Origin of the sequence: uncultured Desulfovibrio sp. (genome assembly GCF_949282365.1) — a bacterium.
Taxonomy (GTDB): Bacteria; Desulfobacterota; Desulfovibrionia; order Desulfovibrionales; family Desulfovibrionaceae; genus Desulfovibrio.
The window spans coordinates 20,201-43,187 of the sequence record NZ_CASDOY010000010.1 but is presented as its reverse complement, the minus strand read 5'-3'; the positions used below and the strand labels follow the sequence as shown (position 1 = coordinate 43,187).

At 70.4% G+C, this 22,987-nt stretch carries 15 protein-coding genes and 1 pseudogene; 10 read left to right on the top strand and 6 right to left on the bottom strand.

Features of this window, described 5'->3' with window-relative positions; all coding sequences use genetic code 11:
* The 3 genes and pseudogenes from Q1X76_RS04225 to amrA form a co-directional block, all read left to right on the top strand.
* A pseudogene (locus Q1X76_RS04225) lies at positions 1–124 on the top strand (sulfite reductase, dissimilatory-type beta subunit); the annotation flags it as partial.
* Positions 125–183: 59 nt separating this feature from the next.
* Entirely contained in the window at positions 184–420 is a 237-nt protein-coding gene (locus Q1X76_RS04220) for a dissimilatory sulfite reductase D family protein (RefSeq protein WP_006007064.1), read from the top strand.
* Positions 421–1,022: 602 nt separating this feature from the next.
* Positions 1,023–1,589: an AmmeMemoRadiSam system protein A gene (gene amrA / locus Q1X76_RS04215; protein ID WP_300718280.1), complete on the top strand. Its 567-nt coding sequence runs from the start codon at positions 1,023–1,025 to the stop codon at positions 1,587–1,589.
* Between the two features lie 510 nt (positions 1,590–2,099).
* Here the strand turns inward: amrA and Q1X76_RS04210 are convergent.
* The 3 genes from Q1X76_RS04210 to mtnA form a co-directional block, all read right to left on the bottom strand.
* Positions 2,100–2,675: a hypothetical protein gene (locus Q1X76_RS04210; RefSeq protein ID WP_300718279.1), complete on the bottom strand. Its 576-nt coding sequence runs from the start codon at positions 2,673–2,675 to the stop codon at positions 2,100–2,102.
* A 296-nt stretch (positions 2,676–2,971) separates the two neighbouring features.
* Complete coding sequence (locus tag Q1X76_RS04205; protein WP_300718278.1) at positions 2,972–4,879, bottom strand: TIGR04326 family surface carbohydrate biosynthesis protein; 1,908 nt, start codon at positions 4,877–4,879, stop codon at positions 2,972–2,974.
* A gap of 74 nt (positions 4,880–4,953) precedes the next feature.
* Complete coding sequence (gene mtnA, locus Q1X76_RS04200; protein WP_300718277.1) at positions 4,954–6,003, bottom strand: S-methyl-5-thioribose-1-phosphate isomerase; 1,050 nt, start codon at positions 6,001–6,003, stop codon at positions 4,954–4,956.
* A gap of 169 nt (positions 6,004–6,172) precedes the next feature.
* On the opposite strand from mtnA, the gene Q1X76_RS04195 reads away from it, so the two are divergent.
* The 4 genes from Q1X76_RS04195 to Q1X76_RS04180 all read left to right on the top strand — a co-directional run bounded on the left by Q1X76_RS04195 (position 6,173) and on the right by Q1X76_RS04180 (position 10,769).
* Positions 6,173–7,354 carry an aminotransferase class I/II-fold pyridoxal phosphate-dependent enzyme gene (locus Q1X76_RS04195; protein ID WP_300718276.1) on the top strand — a complete coding sequence of 394 codons (1,182 nt, stop codon included), beginning with the start codon at positions 6,173–6,175 and terminating at the stop codon, positions 7,352–7,354.
* 11 nt (positions 7,355–7,365) lie between these two features.
* Positions 7,366–8,685 carry a homoserine dehydrogenase gene (locus tag Q1X76_RS04190; protein ID WP_300718275.1) on the top strand — a complete coding sequence of 440 codons (1,320 nt, stop codon included), beginning with the start codon at positions 7,366–7,368 and terminating at the stop codon, positions 8,683–8,685.
* 347 nt (positions 8,686–9,032) lie between these two features.
* Positions 9,033–10,235: an ATP-grasp domain-containing protein gene (locus tag Q1X76_RS04185; RefSeq protein WP_300718274.1), complete on the top strand. Its 1,203-nt coding sequence runs from the start codon at positions 9,033–9,035 to the stop codon at positions 10,233–10,235.
* Between the two features lie 201 nt (positions 10,236–10,436).
* On the top strand, positions 10,437–10,769 hold the full coding sequence (locus Q1X76_RS04180) for a CGGC domain-containing protein (protein ID WP_300718273.1): 333 nt from the start codon (positions 10,437–10,439) through the stop codon (positions 10,767–10,769).
* Positions 10,770–11,178: 409 nt separating this feature from the next.
* Here Q1X76_RS04180 and purE read toward each other — a convergent pair whose 3' ends face one another.
* The 3 genes from purE to Q1X76_RS04165 form a co-directional block, all read right to left on the bottom strand.
* Positions 11,179–11,679 carry a 5-(carboxyamino)imidazole ribonucleotide mutase gene (purE, locus tag Q1X76_RS04175; protein ID WP_300718272.1) on the bottom strand — a complete coding sequence of 167 codons (501 nt, stop codon included), beginning with the start codon at positions 11,677–11,679 and terminating at the stop codon, positions 11,179–11,181.
* Between the two features lie 35 nt (positions 11,680–11,714).
* Positions 11,715–13,013, bottom strand: coding sequence for a phosphoribosylamine--glycine ligase (gene purD, locus Q1X76_RS04170; protein WP_300718271.1), 1,299 nt, complete (start codon positions 13,011–13,013; stop codon positions 11,715–11,717).
* Between the two features lie 101 nt (positions 13,014–13,114).
* Positions 13,115–14,743: a VCBS repeat-containing protein gene (locus tag Q1X76_RS04165; RefSeq protein WP_300718270.1), complete on the bottom strand. Its 1,629-nt coding sequence runs from the start codon at positions 14,741–14,743 to the stop codon at positions 13,115–13,117.
* Positions 14,744–15,206: 463 nt separating this feature from the next.
* On the opposite strand from Q1X76_RS04165, the gene Q1X76_RS04160 reads away from it, so the two are divergent.
* The 3 genes from Q1X76_RS04160 to Q1X76_RS04150 all read left to right on the top strand — a co-directional run bounded on the left by Q1X76_RS04160 (position 15,207) and on the right by Q1X76_RS04150 (position 22,716).
* Complete coding sequence (locus Q1X76_RS04160; protein WP_300718269.1) at positions 15,207–16,550, top strand: RsmB/NOP family class I SAM-dependent RNA methyltransferase; 1,344 nt, start codon at positions 15,207–15,209, stop codon at positions 16,548–16,550.
* A 163-nt stretch (positions 16,551–16,713) separates the two neighbouring features.
* Positions 16,714–17,448, top strand: coding sequence for a tetratricopeptide repeat protein (locus Q1X76_RS04155; protein ID WP_300718268.1), 735 nt, complete (start codon positions 16,714–16,716; stop codon positions 17,446–17,448).
* Between the two features lie 150 nt (positions 17,449–17,598).
* Positions 17,599–22,716: a 7TM diverse intracellular signaling domain-containing protein gene (locus Q1X76_RS04150; protein WP_300718267.1), complete on the top strand. Its 5,118-nt coding sequence runs from the start codon at positions 17,599–17,601 to the stop codon at positions 22,714–22,716.
* The last annotated feature ends 271 nt before the right edge of the window (positions 22,717–22,987 follow it).

The window sequence follows — 22,987 nt, the reverse complement described above, 5'->3', positions numbered from 1 at the left end:
CGAACGTATCGGCTGGGAATCCTTCTTCAAGCTGACCGGCCTGCAGTTCACCCACCACCTGATCGACGACTTCCGCGATCCGGCTTACTACACCTGGCGCCAGAGCACCCAGTTCAAGTTCTAGGCCGGTCTTGAAAACGCCCGGCGGCGCTCCGCAGTGTCGCCGGGGCCAGGAGAAAAAACATGGCTGACGAAAAAGACATCATCGTCGAATTCCTGAAGGGCAAGTCCGCTTCCAAGTCCAAATTCTACTTCAAGGACTTCACGGAGCTGTTCCCCGACAAGGGCCCCCGCGAAGTGAAGAAGATCCTCACCAAGCTGGTGAACGAAGAAGTGCTGGAATTCTGGTCCTCCGGTTCCACCACCATGTACGGCCTCAAAGGGGCCGGCAAGCAGGCCCATACCGAGGGCGAAGATTAACTGACTGCCGGGCGGTCGTGCCTCCCGCACCGGCAACAGTCCGCAGTCCACGCAGTCGGGACCGCGACGGACGAGACATCATACGGTATGCCGCCAAATACCGTTCAGGAGCATGTGCCCTGCCTTACCCCACAGAAATGCCGCGAGCCATCGCGGCATTTCCGTTTTCCGCAACGGAGGGGAGCCCGCCCGGCGGGGGGCTCGTGCCCCGCCATCGCTCCCGGCAGACAGCGGCCGGAAGCGTCCCGCGGTGTCCCCCTCCCGGTTCCCGGCGGCGTCAGGGAGGTGCCTGCGCCGGTCCCTCCGCTCCCGGTACGCGCCCGGGCAACGCACTTCTGCCAGCCGATTGCTGCCGGACTGCCCGGCCCCCGTACGCGCATGGAGCCAACGTCCCTCGAACCGGGCTGGACGGCTCCGGCTCCCCGTGCCCGCCTTCTTTGCCCGCCTCACATCCCGCCAGCTTGAATCCTCCGCCCGCCCCGCCTACACTGGACCATACCGCCGCGACCTGCCGTCCCTCACAGCCCTCTGTGCGGGCACCAGGCGGCCGCGAGCCCATCGGGATCGCGCAGCTCCCTGCGCACCTGTTACGGAGGTCTGTCATGGGCGTCACCTTTTCCCTCAATGACGAAGAACGGCGCTGCCTCTCCCGGCTGGCCCGCCAAAGCATAGGAACGGCCCTTGCGGGCCGGTACACGGCCGTGCCCGAGCTGCCGCCCGAACTGGCCGGCGGCACGCTCTCCGCCCTGCTGGGCTCCTTCGTGACCCTGAACAAGGACGGGGACCTGCGCGGCTGCATCGGCACTATGCTGGGCCGGGAGCCCCTGTATGCCAATGTCTGGCGCATGGCCCGGGCCGCCGCCTTCGAAGACCCCCGCTTCCCGCCCCTGAGCGCGGCGGAATGGCCGCAGTGCAGCCTGCACATCTCGGTCCTGGGTCCCCTGAGCCCCTGCCCGGACCCGCAGCAGATCGTCATCGGCCGCCACGGCCTGCTGCTGCGTCTGGGCCTGCGCCAGGGCGTCTTCCTGCCGCAGGTGCCCGTGGAACAGGGCTGGGACCTGCGCCAGTATCTGGAACACCTTTGCCGCAAGGCGGGCCTGCCCTCCGGCAGCTGGCGCGACCCGCAGGCCCTGCTCTTCTGGTTCGAGAGCCTGGTCTTCGAGGCCTGAACGAGCGGTCGGACGAGCGGCCCCGCGACGGTGCCCCCAACGCGCCCCGTGGCCCTGTCCCGTCGCCCGTGCGGCCCGTGATCCCGCCATTGCCGACGCACGGCCGGCCCCGGTCCCGCGGCCTCCCGGCGTATCCGCTGCCTGCGATGCACCTCCTGTCCTGGACAACGCAGGAGCCGTGCCGCTCCCGTGCGCGGGACAGCTCCGCGCCCCACCAAAGCCTGCCCGCGGCCCTGCCGCATCCATACGCGGGACAGCTGCATGGCGCGGCCTCCGACTTCCGCTCCCGGCCCTGCCCTGTCCGGTCGCGGGGCAGGCCCATACCGCAGGGCCCCGGCATCTGCCCGCGGCCCTGCCCTGTCCGGGCGCAAAAGAGGCCCCAAAAACAAAGGGACGTTCCCTGCTGGGGAGCGTCCCTTGTCCTTTTCCCGGCTGTTGCCTGTCCCCTCTCTCCCTGTCCCGATAAAGCGCATGGGAGAAGGCTGGGGCCTTCAGCCGAAGATATCCCTCCTACGAGGTGGGCGGCACGATGGGGTCGCCGTACAGCTTCCAGGTCAGCGGGCGGTAGATGGAGATCAGGGCCATGGAAAAGATGATGCTGACCTGCACCAGACTGGCCCAAAGCTCTTCCGGCAGGATGCAGGAGCGGATGAAGCGCAGGGGCCAGTCCAGGCCCAGGGGCGTGAGCCAGACGATGCAGCGGTCGCCCAGGGGCAGCCAGAAGAAGGTGCCCCAGAAGCCCGCGCAGGCGCTGATGATCCACTTGAACGTGACCCAGGTGTACTTGAAAAAGCCCAGGGCCGTGCAGATGGAATAGAACAGGCCGGTGAGCACGCAGCCGATGAGCCCGGGCATGACCACCCACGAGTCCACGATATAGCGGCAGTATTCCACCAGCTTCACCGTGGCCGGGTCGTCCATGCCCAGCTTGAGGAAACCCAGGGCCTGCATGGAGAACGCGCCGCCCGCCCAGGCCAGGGCCGACAGCAGGTGCAGGGCCTTCATGCCCTTGATGACGTGGTTGTCGCGCGCGCTCACGCCCTTGCCGCGCGAACCGTACTTCCTCACCCGTTCACTGAAAACCATGCCTGCCTCCCGCATCGCATCCGTATGCCCACTGTGCGCGCCCGTCCCGCGGGCGCTCTGCCGAAGCTACCCAGCCGGGCCCCTTTTTTCAAGCCTCGGAGCGAAAAAGGACGCCGCGGCGGGCCCATTCCCCGGTCGGCGGACGGCCCGTTCAGACGGGCCTGCCGGGCCTCTCCCCGCCGCAGCCCTGTCTTGCGCCACGGCGCGCCAAAAAGACCGTCCGCGCCCGCCACGGACGGCCGTAGAAGCTCCCGGCAAGAGCGCGACGCAGCAGGGCCGCCGTGCCCCGCCCCCGTTCACAGGCCCAGCAGCGCCCGCCAGCGGGGCAGGCCGGGCCGCAGTTCCAGATAGTCGTCCGGCAGCTCCAGCGGCGCGGCGTCGGCCAGGGCCCGCCGCACGTCTTCCAGACAGCCGGTGCGCGGCAGCCCCGGCACGTCCTGCAGGGGACAGAGGTCGAAATCGTCGGGCGGCAGCATGGCCATGACCGGCAGGCCCTTGAGCGCGGCTTCCAGGACCACGGTGGTGGAATTGGAGGACCAGACCAGCGTGCCGGGCAGCAGCCGGGCGGCGACGGGCCCGCCGGCGAACGTCAGGCGTCCGGCCTGCGCGCCCAGCTCGCGGCGCAGGTCGGCCTCCACGGGCAGATAGGGATGCGGCTTGACCACGATCTCCCAGCCGTCCAGCAGACCGGCCTGCACGGCCCGGGCCAGCAGGCGGACATGATCGCCGGTCTCGTCGGCGAAGAAGCTGGTCACCACCAGCAGGCGGCGGACCTGCGGGACCTCCCGCGCCTGCGCGGCGTCCGCGCGGGCCCCGGCCAGATACATGTAGCGCAGGGCCTCCACCAGCCCCAGACGCTCCGGCGGCACGGCGGCATCCTGCCACTGGCGCAGGGCCCCCTGGCCGTTGGCGCAGATGCGGTCCGGCTGGAAGGCCGCGCAGGCGCTATCCGTGAAGGTGGCCGGGTCGTCGAAGTAGCGGAAATCCGTGGGCCGGATGGTGGAGTGCTGCGCCCCGTACACGGGCCCGCCCGCGCCGGGCGTGGTGTGGGCGGCGTGGGTCAGCATGCGTTCCCAGGGGCAGTTCTCCAGGGGGAAGGTGAACCAGCGCTGCGGTCCGGCGGCCCGGACGTAATTGTTCATGGCGCGCTGCTGCAGGCAGCGTTCCAGACAGCGCCAGCCGCGGAAGCTCTCGGCCCAGTCATCGGCCATGTAGGCCCAGAAATTCAGGCGGGAGCCCGCGAAGCGGCACTGCTCGCGCATGAAGCCTTCCAGGCGGAAGCTGGCCCGGGCCAGACGCAGGTAACGCCTCCAGGCGGCCCGCAGGTCGGCGCCCTGCAGGAATTCCTCCAGATAGTGGAAGCTCACGCCGTCCTGATGCGCGGCGCGCAGGCGGTCGCGCAGGGCGATGCAGCCGGCAAGGTCCATCTGCGGCGAGGGGAAACGGATGAAGAGCCAGCGCACGGGCGTCGTGGCGGCCGCGGCGCACAGGGCGTCGTGCAGGCCCTCCCAGTAGCGGGAACGGAAACGGCCCGCTGCCGCGGCCTCCCTGTCCACATTGGGGAAATAGGTGGCGATGGTGCCCGTGGGCACATGGGCGGGCGGCAGCGTGACCGGGGCCCCGCCCTGCGGTCTGAGGACACGGCGCACCCTGAACCACCAGTAGGCGTAGCGGCCCGCGGCGCGCAGCAGCGAGGGGCAGGCGTCGTAGATGCGGCGCAGCAGGCCGCCCGGGCGCCCGTTCCGGCTTTTGGGGTCGTGATAATCGGCGAACTGCCGTCCCGTGGCCTGACAGAGAGCCAGCAGGGTCCCGCACAGGCGTTCGTCCCCGCCCACCAGGCGCAGGGCCGTGAAACCGCCTTCGTCCAGCAGCAGTTCCAGGGCGCGCAATTTGTAGATGTCGTGGAGCAGGGGCGTCATCTTGGGGTGGCGCTCATAGAGCAGCGAGCACCACCACATGGAGAGTTTTTCCCCGGCCTGGAAGTGCTCGTGCAGCAGGATGCCGTCCACGGGCGCGAGACCCGTGCGGCAGGCCCAGGCCGCGTGCTCGCGCCGGATGTCCGTCAGGCGGGCGTCGCACAGGGCGGGCAGCGAGATATGGTCCCCGGGCACGTCGCGCAGATCCCAGTGGGCCACGGCGGCGGAGGTCTGCAGATGGAAGCCCAGGGGAGCGCCGCTGTCGGCCAGCAGGGTCAGTTCTTTCATGGCATCTCCTTTCCGGGCAACGGCAGCGGCGGCCCGGAGACGGCGGACGGGCACGCGGCCGTCCGCATCCCGCCTCAGCCCCGGAGGGCCGCGGCGATGGCCGGGCCGTAGGGGGCGCGCAGCACGCCCTTTTCGGTGATGATACCCGTGATGCAGTCGGCGGGCGTCACGTCGAAGGCGAAATTGAAGACCGGCACCCCTTCCGGGACGATGCGGGTCTCGCCCACATGGGTCACTTCCCGTTCGGGGCGCTCCTCGATGGGGATGTGCGCACCGTCGGGCGTGCGCGGGTCGATGGTGGACAGGGGCGCCGCCACATAGAAGGGGATGCCGAAATGTCTGGCCAGCAGGGCCACGCCGAAGGTGCCGATCTTGTTGGCGGCGTCGCCGTTGGCCGCGATGCGGTCCGCGCCCACCACCACGCACTGCACCAGGCCCTTCTGCATCAGCAGGGCGCAGGCATTGTCGCAGGCCACGTGCACCCCGATGCCGTCCTGCTGCAGTTCCCAGGCGGTCAGGCGCGCGCCCTGCAAAAAGGGCCGCGTCTCGTCGGCGATGACCCGCACCTTCTTGCCCGCTTCCAGCGCGCCGCGGATGACGCCCAGGGCCGTGCCGTAGCCGGCCGTGGCCAGGGCCCCGGCATTGCAGTGGGTGAGGACGGTGTCGCCGTCGTTGATGCAGGCCGCGCCGTGGCGGCCGATCCGGCGGCAGATCTCCACGTCCTCGCGGCGCATGGCCTCGGCCTCGGCCAGCAGCACGGGGATGAGCGCCTCCATGTCCAGGCCGTCATGGGCCCGCCACAGGGCGCGCATGCGCTCCACGCCCCAGCGCAGGTTCACGGCCGTGGGGCGGGCCGCCTCCAGCCGGTCCAGGGCCTGCGCATAGGCCGCGCGCCAGTCGGCCCCGGCGGGCAGGCCGCGCCGCAGTTCCTCCAGGGCCAGCACGCAGCCGAAACCCGCCGTGACGCCGATGGCCGGCGCGCCGCGCACCACCATCACCTGCAGGGCGCGGATGGTCTCGTCCAGGGTACGGATGGGCAGATGCTCCTCACGGCAGGGCAGGGCCCGCTGATCCAGCAGATACAGGGTCATGGCGGCAGCGTCGAAACGGATGTGATGTTCCATGCGGTCCTCGATGGTTGAAGGCGAAAAAAGGGGCCCGCCCACGGCGCGGCCTGTGCAATGTTGCACAAAGGTAGCGCAAAGCCCTTATCTTGGCAAAGTGCTTTACAAATGCCGCACGCACTGGCAAATCTGAGTAAAGTTGTTTGACCTTCATCAGGAGAAGCATCCCATGGAAGAGTTCTCGCGCATCCAGCGTCTGCCTCCCTATGTTTTCGCGGTGGTAGGCGACCTCAAAATGAAGCTGCGTCGTCAGAATATCGATATCGTTGACTTCAGCATGGGAAATCCCGATATTCCCACGCCGCCGCACATCGTGGACAAGCTGGTGGAGGCCGCCCAGAAGCCGGTGAACCACCGCTATTCGCTCTCGCGCGGCATCCCGCATCTGCGCGACGCCGTGTGCGAACGCTACAAACGCATGTATGACGTGGACCTCGATCCCAATACCGAAGCCATCGTGACCATGGGCTCCAAGGAAGGTCTCGCCCACCTTTCCCTGGCCATGCTCTCGCCCGGCGACGTGGTGCTGGCTCCCGATCCCACCTATCCCATCCACAAGTATGCGCCCATCATCGCCGGCGCGGACGTGCGCAGCGTGCCCATCGGCCCCGGCCGGGACTTCTTTGAAGACCTGACCGCCGCCACCCAGCAGGCCTGGCCCCGTCCCAAGCTGCTTTTCCTCTGCTATCCCCACAATCCCACCACGGAAGTGACCGACCTGGCCTTCTTTGAAAAAGTGGTGGAATTCGCCAAGGAAAACAACATCTGGGTCATCCATGACCTGGCCTACGCCGACCTGGTCTTCGACGGCTACAAGGCCCCCAGCTTCCTGCAGGCCAAGGGCGCCAAGGACGTGGGCGTGGAATTCTACACCATGTCCAAGAGCTACTCCATGCCCGGCTGGCGCGTGGGCTTCTGCCTGGGCAACGCCAAGCTGGTCCATGCCCTGAGCCGCATCAAGAGCTATCTGGACTACGGCATCTTCCAGCCCATCCAGATCGCGGCCACCGTGGGCCTGCGCGGCGGCGACGAGGAAGTGGCCAAGGTCTGTGACATCTACCGCCAGCGCCGTGACTGGCTCATCGAGGGCCTGAACCGCATCGGCTGGGAAGTGCCCGCGCCCAAGGCCACCATGTTCGTCTGGGCGCGCATCCCCGAGGAATTCCGCAAGATGGGCTCCGTGGAATTCTCCAAGCTGCTGCTCACCGAGGCGCAGGTGGCCGTTTCGCCGGGCCTGGGCTTCGGCGCTTACGGCGACGAGTATGTGCGCTTCGCCCTTATCGAAAACGATCACCGTACCCGCCAGGCCGTGCGCAACATCCGCCGCCTGCTCAGCGGTTCCAGCGATTAAATGGGGAAACTATGGCCGAAAGCAACAAGCCTCTGGTAGTGGGTCTGGCCGGATTCGGCACCGTGGGCGGCGGGCTTGCCCGCCTGCTGGAAGAAAACGCCGGCGTCATCCGCCAGCGTACGGGCCGGGACATCCGGGTCAAGAAGGTGCTGGTGCGCAATGCCCAGAAAGCGCGCACCGTGCCCCTGCCCCCCGGCGCGGACCTGACCACCGACCCTGACGAACTCGTCAATGACCCCGAGATCGATGTCCTGGTGGAGCTCATGGGCGGCATCGACGCCCCGCGCGCCATCATCGACCGCGCCCTGGATGCCGGCAAGCACATCGTCACCGCCAACAAGGCCCTGCTGGCCGAAGAAGGCCTCGCCCTGTTCCAGAAGGCCGCCGGCAAGGGCCGCATCCTGCGCTATGAAGCCAGCGTGGCCGGCGCCGTGCCCGTGGTGGAAGCCCTGCGCACCAGCCTGGCCGGCAACCGCATCTCGTCCCTGATGGGCATCCTCAACGGCACCAGCAACTACATCCTGTCCGAGATGACCTCCAACGGTCTGGACTTCGATGTGGCCCTCCAGCAGGCCCAGCAGCTGGGCTATGCCGAGGCCGATCCCACCCTGGACATCGACGGCCACGACGCGGCCCACAAACTGACCCTGCTCATCCGCCTGGCCTACGGGGTCAACTACCCCTATACGGCCATGCCCGTGCGCGGCATCCGCGGCATGTCCAGCATGGACATCGCCTTGGCCCGCGAGTTCGGCTACCGCATCAAGCTCATCGCCCAGGTGCGCGAACGCCGCGACCCCGGCCAGGACGACGGCAAGGTGCGCCTGGAGGCGGGCGTCTTCCCGGCCCTGGTGCCCTATACGGTGCTGCTGGCCCGCGTGGGCGGCGTGTACAACGCCGTGCGCGTCAGCGGCAATGCCTGCGGCGCGCTCTTCTTCCACGGCCGCGGCGCGGGCGACCTGCCCACCGCCGGGGCCGTGCTGGCCGACCTGATGGCCGTGGCCCGCGACGAGAACCCGCACAACACCGGCTACGCCTGTGACGACCTGCCCCGCGCCAGCATCGTGCCGCCCGCGGAATGGCGCTCGCGCTACTATGTGCGCGTCATGGTCGAGGACGAGCCCGGCGTGCTGCGCGATCTGGCCGGCTGCATGGCCGACCAGGGCGTGAGCATGGCCCAGGTCATCCAGCGCACGGACGAGGGCAAGGGCGTGCCCCTGGTCTTCATGACCCACGAGACCACGGAAGAAGCCATGAACACCGCCCTGCAGCGGACCCTGGACACCGGCATGCTGCGCCAGCCCGCCGTGTACTTCCGCGTGCTGGAGTAAACATCACGGATGGTGGGAGGGGGCCCCTCATCTCTGCTGCCGATGCCCGTAACGCGCCTTTGCCGCTAACGGGCACGGCCTGCGGCCGCCTTCGGTCGCTGCCCGCACGGGGGGCCTTCCCCTCCCCCGAACGCCCCTCCCCCCGGGATCCCCCGGCGCGCTCCGCCCCAAAAGGCGGCGCCCGGTGCCGTGGGAAAGGCGCGCCATCCCGGGACCATCCCGCCACCAGCGGGACATCCTCCCGCACGGGACGGCGCTCCGGGCGTTTCTCCCGCAACCATAGCGCGCAGGGCCGGCAATCGCTCCGGCCCTGCGTTTTTTTCGCAGCCACGCTGCACGAGGGCCCCATGATCATTCTGGAAGATCCTTACGTCTCGCCGGAACTGGCCAGTTTTGCCGCCGGACGGCAGGAAGCCGTCCTGGACACGCCCGCGGCCCGGCAGGCCGGACTGGATTACGGCCTGGATCTCGCCCTGGTCTCCAGCCGCGACGCCGCCCGGCTGTGCTGCCGGGGAGAGCGCCTGTACTGCAATTCGGAAAACGCCCTGGACTGGCTCTACAGCCGCTCGGGCAATGCGGGGCTGGTGCGCTCCACCGAGCTGCTCAAGAACAAGCTCCTGTTCAGGCAGCGCCTGGCCCCGCTCTTTCCCGACTTCCACTTCCGCGAACTGGGCCTGCGCGACGTCATGGAGACCCATTTCGACAGCCTGCCCGGTCCCTGCGTGCTCAAGCCCGCGGTAGGCTTCTTCAGCCTGGGCGTCTACAGCATCGAGGACGCGCAGCAGTGGCGCGCGGCCCGCGACGACATCGCCGCCGGCGCCGTGCGCTGGCGCAGGGAATACCCGGCCGCCGTGCTGGACAATCAGGTCTGGCTGCTGGAATCCCTGATCCGGGGCACGGAATACGCCGTGGACGTCTATTTCGACCACCAGGGCAAGGCCGTGATCTGCAACATCCTGCAGCACGACTTCGCCTGCGCCGCGGACGTGAGCGACCGCCTGTACTACACCAGTGCGGACATCATCCGCCGCATGGCCGGGCCGCTGGAGGCGTGGTTCGACCGGCTCAACGAACGCCTGGGCCTGCACGACTACCCCGCCCATGTGGAACTGCGCTGCGACGACCAGGGCCGCATGGTGCCCATCGAGTTCAATCCCCTGCGCTTCGCGGGCTGGTGCTGCACGGACATCAGCCTCTACGCCTGGGGCTTCGCCACCTACGGCTGCTATCTGGATGATGCCCGCCCGGACTGGGACAGCATCCTGCCCGGCCGCGAAGACAGGCTCTATACCCTGATCGTGCTCAACAAGCCCGCCCACTGCCCGCCGGTGCGCCGCTTCGACTACGACGCCCTCTGCGCCCGCTTCCGCAAGGTGCTGCATGTGCGGAAGGGCTTTTACGACCACTATTCGCATTTCGGCTTCCTGTTCACCGAGACCCCGGCCCATGACCGGGCGGAACTGGACGCCATCGTGCGCAACGACCTGCTGGAATTCGTGATCCCCGAAGAAAGCGCGCCTGCGGCGGGCAAGCCGCAGGACGGCCGTTAGCGCGCACCGGCCATGACGGCTTGCCCGCCATGATGCACGCCGCGGGGGACGCACGCCGCCCGTCCCTGCCGGGCCGCGTGGCGACGACCGTGCCGCGGGCAGCGCGGCAGCCTTTTTCCCGTCCCCGGACGAGGGCCGCGCTCCCCGTCCGTCCGGTCCCGGCGCACGGGACCGTCCCGCCATCACCCAAAGGAGGCCTCCATGAAAAAGATCGGCATCATCCGCTGCATGCAGACCGAGGACATCTGTCCCGGCACCACGGATTTTTCCTTTGCCGCCCAGGGCAAGGGCGCTTTTGAGGAACTGGGCCCCTGCCAGGTCATAGGCTTCGTCTCCTGCGGCGGCTGTCCCGGCAAGCGCGCCGTGGCCCGCGCCAGGATGCTGGTGGACCGCGGCGCGGAAGCCGTGGCCCTGGCCTCCTGCATCTGCAAGGGCAATCCCATCGCCTTCCCCTGCCCGCATCACGAGACCATGCTCCAGGCCATCCGCAAAAAGCTGGGCGACAGCGTGCCCGTGCTGGATCATACGCACTAGGCCCAGACCCATCATGTTCGTTTTGGGGGGAGAAGGGCACGCCCGCCGCCCGCGCGCGAGGGCTTTCCCTTCCCTCCCGGCCCCATCCCCTTGCCCGGCACGTTTGGCGCCGGACAGCGTCCCGCGTCGCCGCCCGCTCCTGCATCACAACAAGGCACGGCCCTGCGGGCCGCCGGCCGCTGATGCCTGCGCGGGAGGGATGCCCCGCGGCATCCTCTCCCCCTTCTCCGGCGCCTTTCGTTCCGGGCGGCATTCCCCAGCGCCACCCGTCCCTTGCCGCGACGGGCACGGCCTGCGGCCGCCGGACAGCGGCGACCACAAAAGCACGGCACTGGGCCCGAACGTGAAAAAGGGCGGAAGGGAGAGCCTCTCCCTTCCGCCCCGCAGCGTTCCTTGCCTGTCCGGCCGGCTAGCAGCCGTACCTGGCTTCGATCTCGGCGGCGGCTTCTTCCACGCCGGCCTGCATCTTGGCGCGGGCGGCGCGGATCTTCCCGTCCAGTTCGGGGTCGGCCACGGCCAGGATCTGGGCGGCCAGCCAGGCGGCGTTGCGCGCGCCGGCCTTGTCCATGGCCACGGTGGCCACCGGGAATCCGGGAGGCATCTGCACGGTGGCGAGCATGGCGTCCATGCCGCCCATCAGGCCGCCGGAGACCGGGATGCCGATGACGGGACGGGTGGTGCGGGCGGCCACGGCGCCGGCCAGATGCGCGGCCATGCCGGCGGCGCAGATGAAGACCCTGGCGCCGGCGGCTTCCTGTTCGCGCAGGATCTTTTCCGTGCGCTCGGGGGTACGGTGGGCGGAGCTGACCGTGAAGAGGTAGGAGATGCCCAGCGAACGCAACACGTCCACGCAGGGGCTGACCTTTTCCTCATCGGACTTGGAGCCCATCATGATGACGACTTGAGCCATAACTGTTCCTTTATGCGGCGCGAAGCCGCGCTTGCTTACTTTTCCTGCGCCAGCTGTTCCAGACGGCGGATGCCCTTCTGGCCGATATCGCTGCGGTGGAAACTCTTGTCCATGCGGATGGCCTTCACGCCTTCATAGGCGCGGGCCTGGGCATCGGCCAGGGTCTTGCCCAGCGCGGTCACGCAGAGCACGCGCCCGCCGCTGGAAAGGGTCTTGCCGTCCACGGCCCTGGTGCCGCTGTGGAAGACCTTGACGCCGGGCAGGGCGTCGGCTTCGTCCAGGCCATCGATGACCATGCCCTTGGGATAGGCATGCGGATAGCCTTCGGCAGCCACCACCACGCCCAGGGCGGTTTCATCGGTATAGGACAGGCTTTCGGGACGGAGCTTGCCTGCGATGCAGTCCAGCATCACCTGCACCAGATCGCCTTCCAGGCGCATGAGCAGGGGCTGGCATTCGGGGTCGCCGAAACGGGTATTGTATTCCAGCACCTTGGGGCCGTCGGCGGTCATCATCAGACCGGCGTAGAGCACGCCCACGAAGGGGTGGCCGTCCCTGGCCAGCGCGGCGAGGATGGGCCGGATGACCGTATCGGCCATGGCTTCGGCGTCGTCGCGGGGCAGGATGGGGGCCGGGCTGTACGCGCCCATGCCGCCGGTGTTGGGGCCCTGGTCGCCGTCATAGGCGGCCTTGTGGTCCTGGGCCGAGGGCAGGGGCACGGCCGTGGCACCGTCGCAGAAGCAGAGGAAGGAGGCCTCCTCGCCCACCAGGAACTCCTCGATGACGATCTTGGCCCCGGCAGCGCCGTAGGCGCGCTTGCACATGATGTCGTCCACGGCGTCCAGGGCTTCCTGGCTGGTCTTGGCCACCACCACGCCCTTGCCGGCGGCCAGGCCGTCGGCCTTGATCACCAGGGGCGCGCCCAGCTTGACCACGGCGTTCTTGGCCTTGTCGGGATCGGTGAAGACCTGGCTGAAGGCCGTGGGCACACCGGCGCGGTTCATGACGTCCTTGGCGAAGGCCTTGCTGCCTTCCAGCCGGGCGCAGTAGCCGTCCGGGCCGAAGCAGGGGATGCCGGCCTCGCGCATGCGGTCGGTGATGCCCATGGTCAGGGGCAGTTCGGGGCCGGGCACCACCAGGTCGATCTTCTCCTTGCGGGCCAGTTCCACCAGCCCGTCCAGATCATCGGCGGCCACAGCCACGTTGACGGCCCCCTCGCGCGCGGTGCCGCCGTTGCCGGGGGCCGCAAAAATCTCACTCACCTGAGGGCTCTGCCTGAGCTTCCACACCAGGGCGTGCTCACGCCCGCCGGAACCGATAACCAGGATGCGCACAATCTCCTCCCTGAAAAGAAAACGCAACACGTCTGCGCAGCCGAAGCCGCCCAAAAGGCCCCGCCCCGCATCGCCGCGACGCAGGACGGGGCCGCTTTGCCTTAATAGTTGGGGGTCACTTCAAAATCGCTGAGGTCCGCGGGCGCATTGGGATTCATCTGCGACACGTCCAGCGGATAGGCGGTGACCATGCACTGGCGGCTGCCCACGCCCAGGTCGGGCGAGGTGTTGATGCCCACCACCAGGTCCAGGATGCCGTTGTTGTTGAAGTCGGCCAGGTCCACGGCCGCCACGGAACCGCGGATGCGGCGGGTCTTCCACTTCAGGCCCAGGCCCACGCCGTCCCAGAACAGGGCATGGATCTCGCCCTGGGGGAAGTAGCGGTAACGGTCGAAGATCTGGGCCGCGGTGGAAACGGGCTTGTTGACCAGCAGGGTGTACTCGCCGGTATGGCCGATGTCGGCCACGATGAGGCGCATGGGCGCGAAGTACTTGCTGGGCAGCTGGTAGTTGCGGTCCACGCCCAGGCCCGGCATGCCCTTGTAGTGTTCCATGCCGGTGGCGGAACCGGAGAAGCGTTCCATGGTGGTGTGGATCAGGGTCTGGTTGGCGCCCTGGAAGATCTTGATGCGTTCGTCGTCGGTCAGCATCACGAGCTGGTCACCGCTCTTGCCGGGCATCCAGGCCACGTTGAAGACATTGGCGCCGGTGGGCAGGGTGATGCGCTGGCCCAGCACATAGGTCCCGTTCTGCTTGACCATCGTGTACACGCCGGGAGCGAAGAGCTTGATGGAGTCCCAGCCCTGGCCCACCAGCACGGGCTGGTAGGAAGGCGGCATGTTGATGACGCTGGCGAAGTAGGCGCAGCGCTTGGCCACTTCCTTGAACTTGTTGCCGCGGAAGCCGTAGAAATAGGAGTAGGGACGGTTGCTGTCCTCCTCGAAGGTGGCCACCACCAGCTCCTTGGCGCCGTCGCGGTTGAGGTCGATGGCGCGCATGGAGAAGTTCAGGTTGCTGCGCGAGACGGTGATCTCGTCCAGCTTGTTCAGGCGGCCGTCCTTGCCCCAGACATACATGCTCAGGCGGTGGTCGTGCAGGATGGCGATCTCGTTGCGGCCGTCACCGTTGAAGTCGGCCACGGCCATATCCACCATCTCTTCCTTGATGCGCTGGCTGCGGATGCGCGAGCCGTCGCCGGAATTGCCCTGATAGCGGAACTGCGGGTTCAGGTAGGATTCCTGCTGCCCGGTCTCGTTGCGGATGATGTCCGAACGGCTGGCGCGGCTGGCCGCGGCGGCCCCGGCCACGCCCAGCACTTCGGAGGAGAAGGCCCCGGCCAGACGCTGCACCGTGGCGTTCAGGGCGCTCATGGGGCCCTGGGCCGTATTGCTCCAGGTGGCGCCGTTCTTGTCCACGCTGTTGAGGGCGATGGTGCAGTCATTGCCCATGACGCTCACCGTGCCCCACAGGGCATAATCGGCGCGGCCCATCAGTTGGCGGGCCTCGGCGGCGGAAGCGGCCTTGCGCGGCCCCATGCTGCCCTGGACCCCGGCGCTGTTGAGGCGGCCCATCAGGGTGGAGGGCACGGCCTTGGACAGATAGCTGTAGTTCTGGGGAGCATGCACCTCGAACGGCAGCAGGACGAAGGATTTGGCCTGGGCAGCCTGGGCCTGGAGGCCCAGCACCAGCATCAGGCAGGCGGCAAACGCCAGTCTCATGGCAAATTTCATTCAAAAACTCCTTGCAGTTGTCTGCGTACGTCGGCCGCGGCCCGCAAGACGGACCGTCGCGCCGCCGGCGGACGGGAGCCGCCGTCATCCCGGCGGTGGTCCAAAGCCCACGGCACCGGAACTATAGCGATACTTGGCCCGCCGTGCAACTTGAAAGGGACTCCCGTCCCGCCGCGCGCAGGACGGCGCCGTGCGGACGCCCCCTGCGCGGTCGTGGCGCGGCAGCGGCCCCGGAACGGGACAGGCCGGAGGGGCTCCGTCCGGGGACGTGCCGGCAGCCGTGCGCCGCAAACGGGACGTGCCCGGATCTCTGGAGGACGTTCCCCGGAAAAACGCGGCAGGCCCGCGGGCAGCGGGCCCGGGAGCCCGTTTCCACGACCTTTCCGGCCGGCGTCGGCCCCGTCGTGCCCGCAGCGGCCCCGGCGCTCTTGCCCCCTCCGCGCGGAACAGCTAAAAAAGGCCCATGAATACCGCCAATCCTTCCCGCCCCGCGGGGCGTTCCTTCCGACTGGTCTGCCCGCCGGAGCAGATGCCGCAAGTGGAGCGGCTGCTGCGCGCCCAGGGCTATGACTTCGAGCCCGAACCTTTTTCGCCCTTCTGCCGCAGGCTGCTGTGCGAGCCCCGTCCGCTGGGTTCCTCGCTGGCCGCCTTTTTCGGCTACATCTATATCCAGGACCGCTCGTCCATGCTGCCGCCCCTGGCCCTCGCGCCCCGTCAGGGCGAGGCCGTGCTGGACATGTGCGCCAGCCCGGGCAGCAAGACGGGCTTCCTCGGCCAGCTCACGGGCGGCAGCGGCTTCGTGCTGGGCAACGAACTCTCCCGCGCCCGGCTGGCCACCCTGCGCGCCAACCTGCACGCCTGCAACCTGCCGCAGGTGGGCACCTGCTCCTACGAGGGGCAGGCCCTGCCCCTGAGCCCCGGCACCTGGGACGCCATCCAGCTGGATCCGCCCTGTTCGGGCTGGGGCACGGTGGAGAAGAACCCCCAGGTGCTCAAGCTCTGGCAGGGCGACAAGCTCAAGGGCCTGGTGGGCCTGCAACAGCTGCTGCTGGCCCATGCCGCACGCCTGCTGCGCCCCGGCGGCCGCGTGGTCTACTCCACCTGCACCACCAATGACGACGAGAACGAGGCCCAGGTACGCTTCGCCGAGCAGGAACTGGGGCTGGTGCGCGAGCCCCTGACGCCGTTCGCGGGCTTCGTCTGGGAACAGCGCCCCGGCGGCGAGGGCACCCTGCGCGTGGACGGTGCGCGTTCGGCGGCCCAGGGCTTCTATGTGGCCCTGCTGCGCAAACCGGCGGACGCCCCCGCCCCCGAGCTGCCGCCGCCCTGTACCGGGCCCGACGCACGCACGGCCGCCCGCAACGCGGCCCGCGGCCGCAACCGGCGCGACGCCCGGCCCGCCCCGCCCCAGGGGCAGGTGGTGCCCCGCAGCGCCCTGGCCGGTCCCTGCTGCGATCCCGGCCGCCTGCCCGCCGGGGAGGCGCGCATCTACGGCGAACAGGTGCGCTTCATCCCGGCCCATGCCGACCTGCTGCTGCCACAGGGCTTCGTCTGGCAGGGGGCCCTGCTGGGCCGTCTGGCCGGAGGCCGCCTGCACATGGCGCCCCGCCTGCGCTGCCTGCTGCCCGCCGCGCCCGATCCGGCGCACAGTCTGGTGCTGGAGGACATCGCGGACATCACGGCCCTGCTCAGCGGCCAGAGCCGCCAGACGGGGCTCTCCGGCAACGAGGCCGCCCTCTGGTGGCGCGACCTGCCCCTGGCCCGCATGATGCTCAAGCAGGGCCGGGCCACGCTCAGTTTCAACTAGGCCGGACACGGCGCAGGCTTGCCTCTTTGCCGGGCTGCGGCTACTCTTGCCACCACTTCAGCGAAAGAAAAGGCTCTCGGGCCGCCCCGGGACAGCCGCCCCGTCCGCCGGACAGCGCACGGGAAGACGGCCACCCGTGCCCGCTGATCACAGAGGAGCATCCATGGCCAAGAAAAAGACCTCCACCCAAGCGGCTCCGGCCGCAGCCCCCGCCCCGGCGTCCACGCCGGACCAGGCCCAGACGGCCCCGGCCCGCGGGACCACCGTTTCCCTGGGCGCCTGCATGCTCGGCATGGCGGCGGCCCTTGCCCTGGGCCTGTGCATCGGCAGCATGCTGCCCGGCTTCCTGGACAGCCGCCAGGCCCCGGCCTCCCGGCAGCAGGCCGTCGCACAGCAGGCAGCTCCGGCCGCCCAAAACGCCCCGCAGGCCGCCGCGCAGCAACAGGGCGGCGCACGGCAGCAGGCGGCGACCCTTTCTCCCGAGCTGAACAGCGCCCTGCTCAAATTGCAGGAAGCCGCGGTCAAAGAGCCCGGCAAGGCGGAACACTGGATCAGGCTGGGCAACTTCCAGTTCGACAACCAGAACCCGGCCGCGGCCGTCACGGCCTATGAAAAAGCCCTGAGCCTGCAGCCCGGCAATGCCAACGTCCTCACCGACCTGGGCATCATGTACCGCGAGCTCCAGCGCTTCGACGACGCCCTCAAGGCCTTCCGCGAGGCGGAGCGCGTCCATCCCGGCCACAGGAACGCCCTGTTCAACCAAGGCGTGGTCCTTTATTACGATCTCAAGCGCAAGGACGAAGCCGAGGCCGCCTGGCGGCGCCTGCTGGCGGCGGACCCCGGCGCCCACGCGCCGGACGGGACCCCTGTCTCGGAACTGATCAAGCATCTGCACTGATCCGGCAGGACGCCGGCTGCCGCCCGGCCGGAGCGGGACAGGCCGCCCGGCCGCCAGCGGCCGGCCCTCCCGCTCCCGCCCCGTCCCGCCTGTCCCGGCATTTTTTCGGGGCCTGTCCGCCCGACGGGCGCAGGCCCAAGGTAGAAAAGCATGACGCACGCCCTTCTTTCCCCACGGACCGGAATGCGCCGGCTGGCATGGCTGGCCGTCCCGCTCCTGCTCGTCGTGTCCCTGGCCGCCACCTGCCTTGCGGTGCCGGCACCGCCCGCCGCCCCCGCTCCCACGCCCGCCCTGCCCCTGGCCGCCACCGCCGCATCGCCGCAGGGCCAGCTGCGCATCCTGCCCTATGTATCGGCCTTTCTGGACACGGACGGCGACATGAGCGTGGAAGAAGTGGCCGCGCCGGGCGCGCCGGTCTCCTTCCAGCCGCTGCACCCCAGACAGCTGCCCCGCAGCGGCGGCGTGACCTGGCTGCGTCTGGAGATCCCCGCCGGGACAGGAGACGTCCAGCCTCTGGTGCTGGATCTCGGTCAGGGCGTGCCCGCCGGGGCCATCCTCTACACACCGGACATCGATCCCCTGTCCCGCCAGACCACATGGCAGGAAAGCCGCGCCAACTGGCGCAACCTCCTGCCCCTGCCCCAGCCCGGGGAAAGCCCGCAGATCTGCTATGTCCGCCTGGACGGCCAGCCGCCCCTCTGGTTCGCGCCGACCCTGCGCAGCCTGGAGAACCTGGCCACCGCGCCGGAAAGCCTGCAGGGCCCCGCCGTCATGCTGGCCCTGGCCGTGGTCATGCTGCTGGCCCTGCTGCGCGGCATCAGCGAACGCGGCCAGTGGCGTTTCTGGACGGCCCTCTATGTGGGCGCTGCCCTGACCCATGCCGTGCTGGGCGGCCCCGACCTCGGCGCGGGCAACATCACGCCCGCCGATGCCGCCAGCGCCATGGCCCCCGGCCTGGCCCTCATGTTCCTGGCCCACCTGGCCCGGCACCTGATGCAGACCGCCGGCCACTCCCGCTCGCTGGACATCCAGTACCTGATCCTGTCCCTGCCCGGCGCCGTCCTGGCCCTGCTGCCCCTGTGGCCCGACTTTTCCTGGCTGGCCCGCTTCCTGCCGCTCTGGCCGCTGCTGGCCCTGATCTTCATCCCCACGACCCTGGGCGCCTGGCTGATGGGTGTGCCGGGGGCCCGCCGCTTCCTGCTGGGCTGCCTGGTGGCCGCCCTGGGCGCGGGCCTGGCCCTCCTCGACCTGGGCGGGCTGGTCCCGGCCTTTGTCCAGGGCGCCCTGCCCCTGTGGGGCACGGCCCTGAGCGCCCTCATCATCGCGGGCATGAGCGCGCCCGGCCACCCGATGGACAGGGAAGCCGCCGACGGGCCCGGCGCCCCCCTGGGCCTCGGCCGTCCCGGCCAGATGCAGGCCATCACGGATCCCAACCTGCGTCTGCTGGATGACGCCGGCAACAGCCTGCCGCTCATGGCCGGGCTTTCCCGGCCCGCAGGCGGCGCCCCTGCCGCGCCGGCACAAGCCCCCTCCGCTCCCGCAGCTCCGGCGCAGGGCCCCGCCGCCACGGAAAACCCCGCGGCGGTCCGCCGTCTGGAACAGGCCCTGGCCGCTCCCCTGCGCGACCTGCTGGAACAGAACAGGAAGCTCGAACACTGCTCCCTGCCGCCCGCGGCCCGCTCCCATGCCGAGATCATGGCCCGCTGCGCCCGGCGCGCCCTGAGCCTGCTCCAGGGCCCGGCGGACAGCAAGGGGAAGCCCCGCGCCGCAGCGGATCACGAAGCGGCCTTCGACCTGCAGCAACTGCTGCATCAGGCCCACGAGGCCTGCAGCGGCATGGCCGAAGCCTCCGGCATCCGCCTGAGCTGGTACATGCCGCCCGATCTGGAACAGCGCTATCTGGGCCCCGGCGCGGAACTGGACGAGATCGTCCGCCTGCTGCTGGAGGACGCCGTGCGGGCCACCAGCCGCGGCAAGGTGCATTTCGCCGTGCGCCATGTGCCGGGCAGCCGGCAGCCCGGACATCTGCTCTTCAACGTCCGGGATACGGGCACGGGCCTGCCCCCGGAACAGCGTTCCGCCGCGCTCCTGGCCCGCATCTGGGAACTGGCCGCGAGCCACGGCGGTTTCCTGGGCGTGGAAAGCGGGCCCCGGGGCACGTCCATCATCTTCACCCTGCAGCTGCGGCCCGCCGCTGCGGCGGATGCGCCCCCCCTGCCCGACGTGCTGGTCTGCGCGCCTGATGCCGCCGCCCGGCAGGGACTGGCCGCCATGCTGGACGACCTGCCCTGCACCTGCCGTCTGGCGGCAAGCCTGGACGAAGGCCTGGACGCCACCGCTTCCGCCGGGCGCGCCCCTGTGGCCGTGCTGCTGGTCCAGGGCCCCGAAGCCGCCGCCGCGGCCGCCCCCCTGCTGCTGCGTTACCGCCGCCTGGCCGCAAGGACAGGCCCCTTCGGCGCCGTGGCCCTGACGCCCGACCAAAGCCGATGGGACGCCCTGGCCCACGCCGGTTTCAGCCACGCCCTGACCCTGCCCGTTGACGCCGACGCCCTGCGCGCGACCGTGCGCGAGATCCTGGCGGGCCACGACGATGTGGCGGACCTCGGCGCGCCCCTGCCGGAAGCACGGCCGCAACAGCGGACGGACAGGGAAGCTCCCCTGCCGGACCTGTTCGGCCCTGCCGCCACGGACGGCACGGGCATGCCCGAGCTCCTGCTGGACGACATCGCCCCCGGAGGCCCTGCCCCCGCGACCGCCGCAGGCCTTGCCCCGGCGCCGGGCGACGGAGCCGTACCGGACCTGTTCGCCGTCCGCAGCGAAAAAGCTCCGGCTCCGTCCGGGAGCGAGGACGGCCTGGAACTCACGGAAGCCATGCGCCTCCCGGACGGACAGGACGGTCCGGCGGCTCCTGCCCCGGACGCTGCGACGGATGTTGCGCAAGACCGCGCGCCGGACGCTGCGGCCCCTGTGACGGAGAATCTCCCGGACGACGACGCCACGACGGCTGTCCCCGGGCCGGCGGACGCCGCCGGGGCTCCCCCTGCAGTCGACGTACTGCAAGCTGCCGACAGCACGGCAAGGCCTGCTCCGGCGCAGGCCGACGCTGCCCCACTGGACGGCGACGGACATGCCGGTGAAGGGGCGGGCTCGCCCGCGCCCGTCGTCCCTGCGGCGGAGGCCACGGAAAGCCCGCTGACGCAGGAAAGCGCTGCGGCGGCTCCCATGACGCCCGCAGCGGCGGATGCCGCTGCCCATGACGCGGCCCCCGTGGCGCAGGATGCCCCGGGATGCGCTCCGGCAGAGGCGGCCGGCACCGCGCCCGGCCCGGACGAGGCCCCGGACGAGGCCCCGGACGCGGACATCACGGGCACGGCTCCTGCGGCGGAGGCGGCGGACAGCCTCCCGGCACGAACGGACGGCCCGGCGGCCCCTGCCCCGGACGCTGCGACGGATGCCGCGCAAGACCGCGCGCCGGACGCCATGGCCGCTGCGGCCCCTGTGGCGGAAAATCTCCCGGACGACGCCACGACGGCTGTCCCCGGCCCGGCGGACGCTGCCGGGGCTCCCCTTGCAGCCGGCGTACTGCAAGCTGCTGACGGCGCGGCAAGGCCCGCTCCGGCGCAGGACGACGCTGGCCCGCAGGACGACGACGGACATGCCGGTGAAGGGACGGGCTCGCCCGCGCCTGCCGTCGCTGCGGCGGAGGCCCCGGAAAGCCCGCTGACGCAGGAAAGCGATGCGGCGGCTCCCATGACGCCCGCAGCGGCAGATGCCGCTGCCCATGACGCGGCCCCCGTGGCGCAGGATGCCCCGGGATGCGCTCCGGCAGAGGCGGCCGGCACCACGCCCGGCCCGGACGAGGCCCCGGACGCGGACGTCACGGACACGGCTCCTGCGGCGGAGGCGGCGGACAGCCTCCCGGCACGAACGGACGGCCCGGCGGCCCCGCTCACGCCCTCCCGCTCCCGGGCCCCGGTCTTCCCCTCCTTCCCCGCCGACAGCGGCTTGGACGATCCGGCCGGCGGCTATGTGAGCCCCAGCCCGCGCAATGCCGGTGAATGGGTGGGCGAACCCATGCCCATCGGCACGCCCGTCGGCCGTCCCGCTCCCGCACGGGCGCAGGCGGCCCCGGCTGCCTCCAGGCCTGTCTTCCCGGGGGCCCCCCTGCATCAGGCGGCCCCGCAGACCAGCGGCGAGCATGCCGAGGAATGGGTGGGCGAGCCCGTGCCCATCGCGCCCTCCCGGACGCCGGCCTTCCCCTCCTTCCCCGGCGACAGCGGCGCGGCCGCCCCGGCCGGCGGCTATGTGAGCCCCAGCCTGCGCAACGCCGGTGAGTGGGTGGGCGAGCCCATGCCCATCGGCACGCCCGTCAGCCGTCCCGCTCCTGCACAGACGCAGGACGCCCCGACGCCCGTGGAGACCGTGGTCACGGTGCGGCCCCGGCGGCAGGCGGGCGCGGCGGAGGAGATCGCCCGCCAGCTGGGCAAGCCCAGCCTGGTGCCCACCAACAGGTCGGCCCTCATCACGCCGCAGCCCCGCAAGGACGACAGCGGCGCGCAGACCGCCACAGGGCAGCCCGCCTTCCCCGGCGCGCCCTCGTCGGCTGCGCCGCAGGCCGTGCCCGACAGCAGGGACGTTTCCAGTCCGCCGGACATGACGCCGGACACCAACGCCCTGCTGCGCAGTGGCCAGGAGGAGATGAGCCGCACACGGGCCGCGGCCAACACCCTGATGCGTTTCCTCAACCGTTTCCGCGCGGGCGGCCCGCTCCATCCCGGGACCGGGGGCGACGCCGACGGCGTCCCCGCGCCCGTGCCCGTGCAGGAACGGCAGGGGACGCCCCGTCCCATCCCCAGGAAGGAGACGTCCGGGGACGGGCAGGACGACATCCCGGCCGGGACCAATCCCTGGATCGAACGCGGCAGTGCGCCCCGTCCCGCGCCCGTGTCGCGGCCCCCCATGCCGCCGCAGCCGGAACGGCCCCAGCCGCCGGAGGATCCCGACGATCCCCTGCCCGCGCTCATGTGGCGTCTGGACAAATATCTGGGCGATGCCGCCTATGCCCTGGAGCAGCGCCGTCTGCATCTGGTGGCCGATGCGGCGGGACGCCTGGCCGCCGAGGCCGAAGGCTACGGCTTCCGGGTGCTGGGCCGCATGGCCCGCTGTGTGGAGAGCGCCGGTCGCGCCAAGGACCTGCAGGCCGTCACCGACCTGCTGCCGGAACTGGCCGCCGCCGTGGAGCGCCACCGCATCTCCCTGGATTCCTGAGCGGCCGGGACGGGGAACGGCACCCGTGACGGGGCATGAGCGCTCCGCGCCCGGGGCTTCCCCCTGCTCCGGCGGGGAGCCGCTGCGCAGGGACGCCGTACGGGACCTGCCGCCGGGGCCGTAGCGCTTCCACGCTCCCGGCGGGAGCAGGCCCCCGCGTGTGCCTGCTCCGGCTCTGCCGCCGTGCGGGACCGGCCGGGAGGCAGCCCCCCCGCGCGCCTGACGGACACCCTTGACCTGCCACATGTGCTTCCGCCACACGATGGCCCCT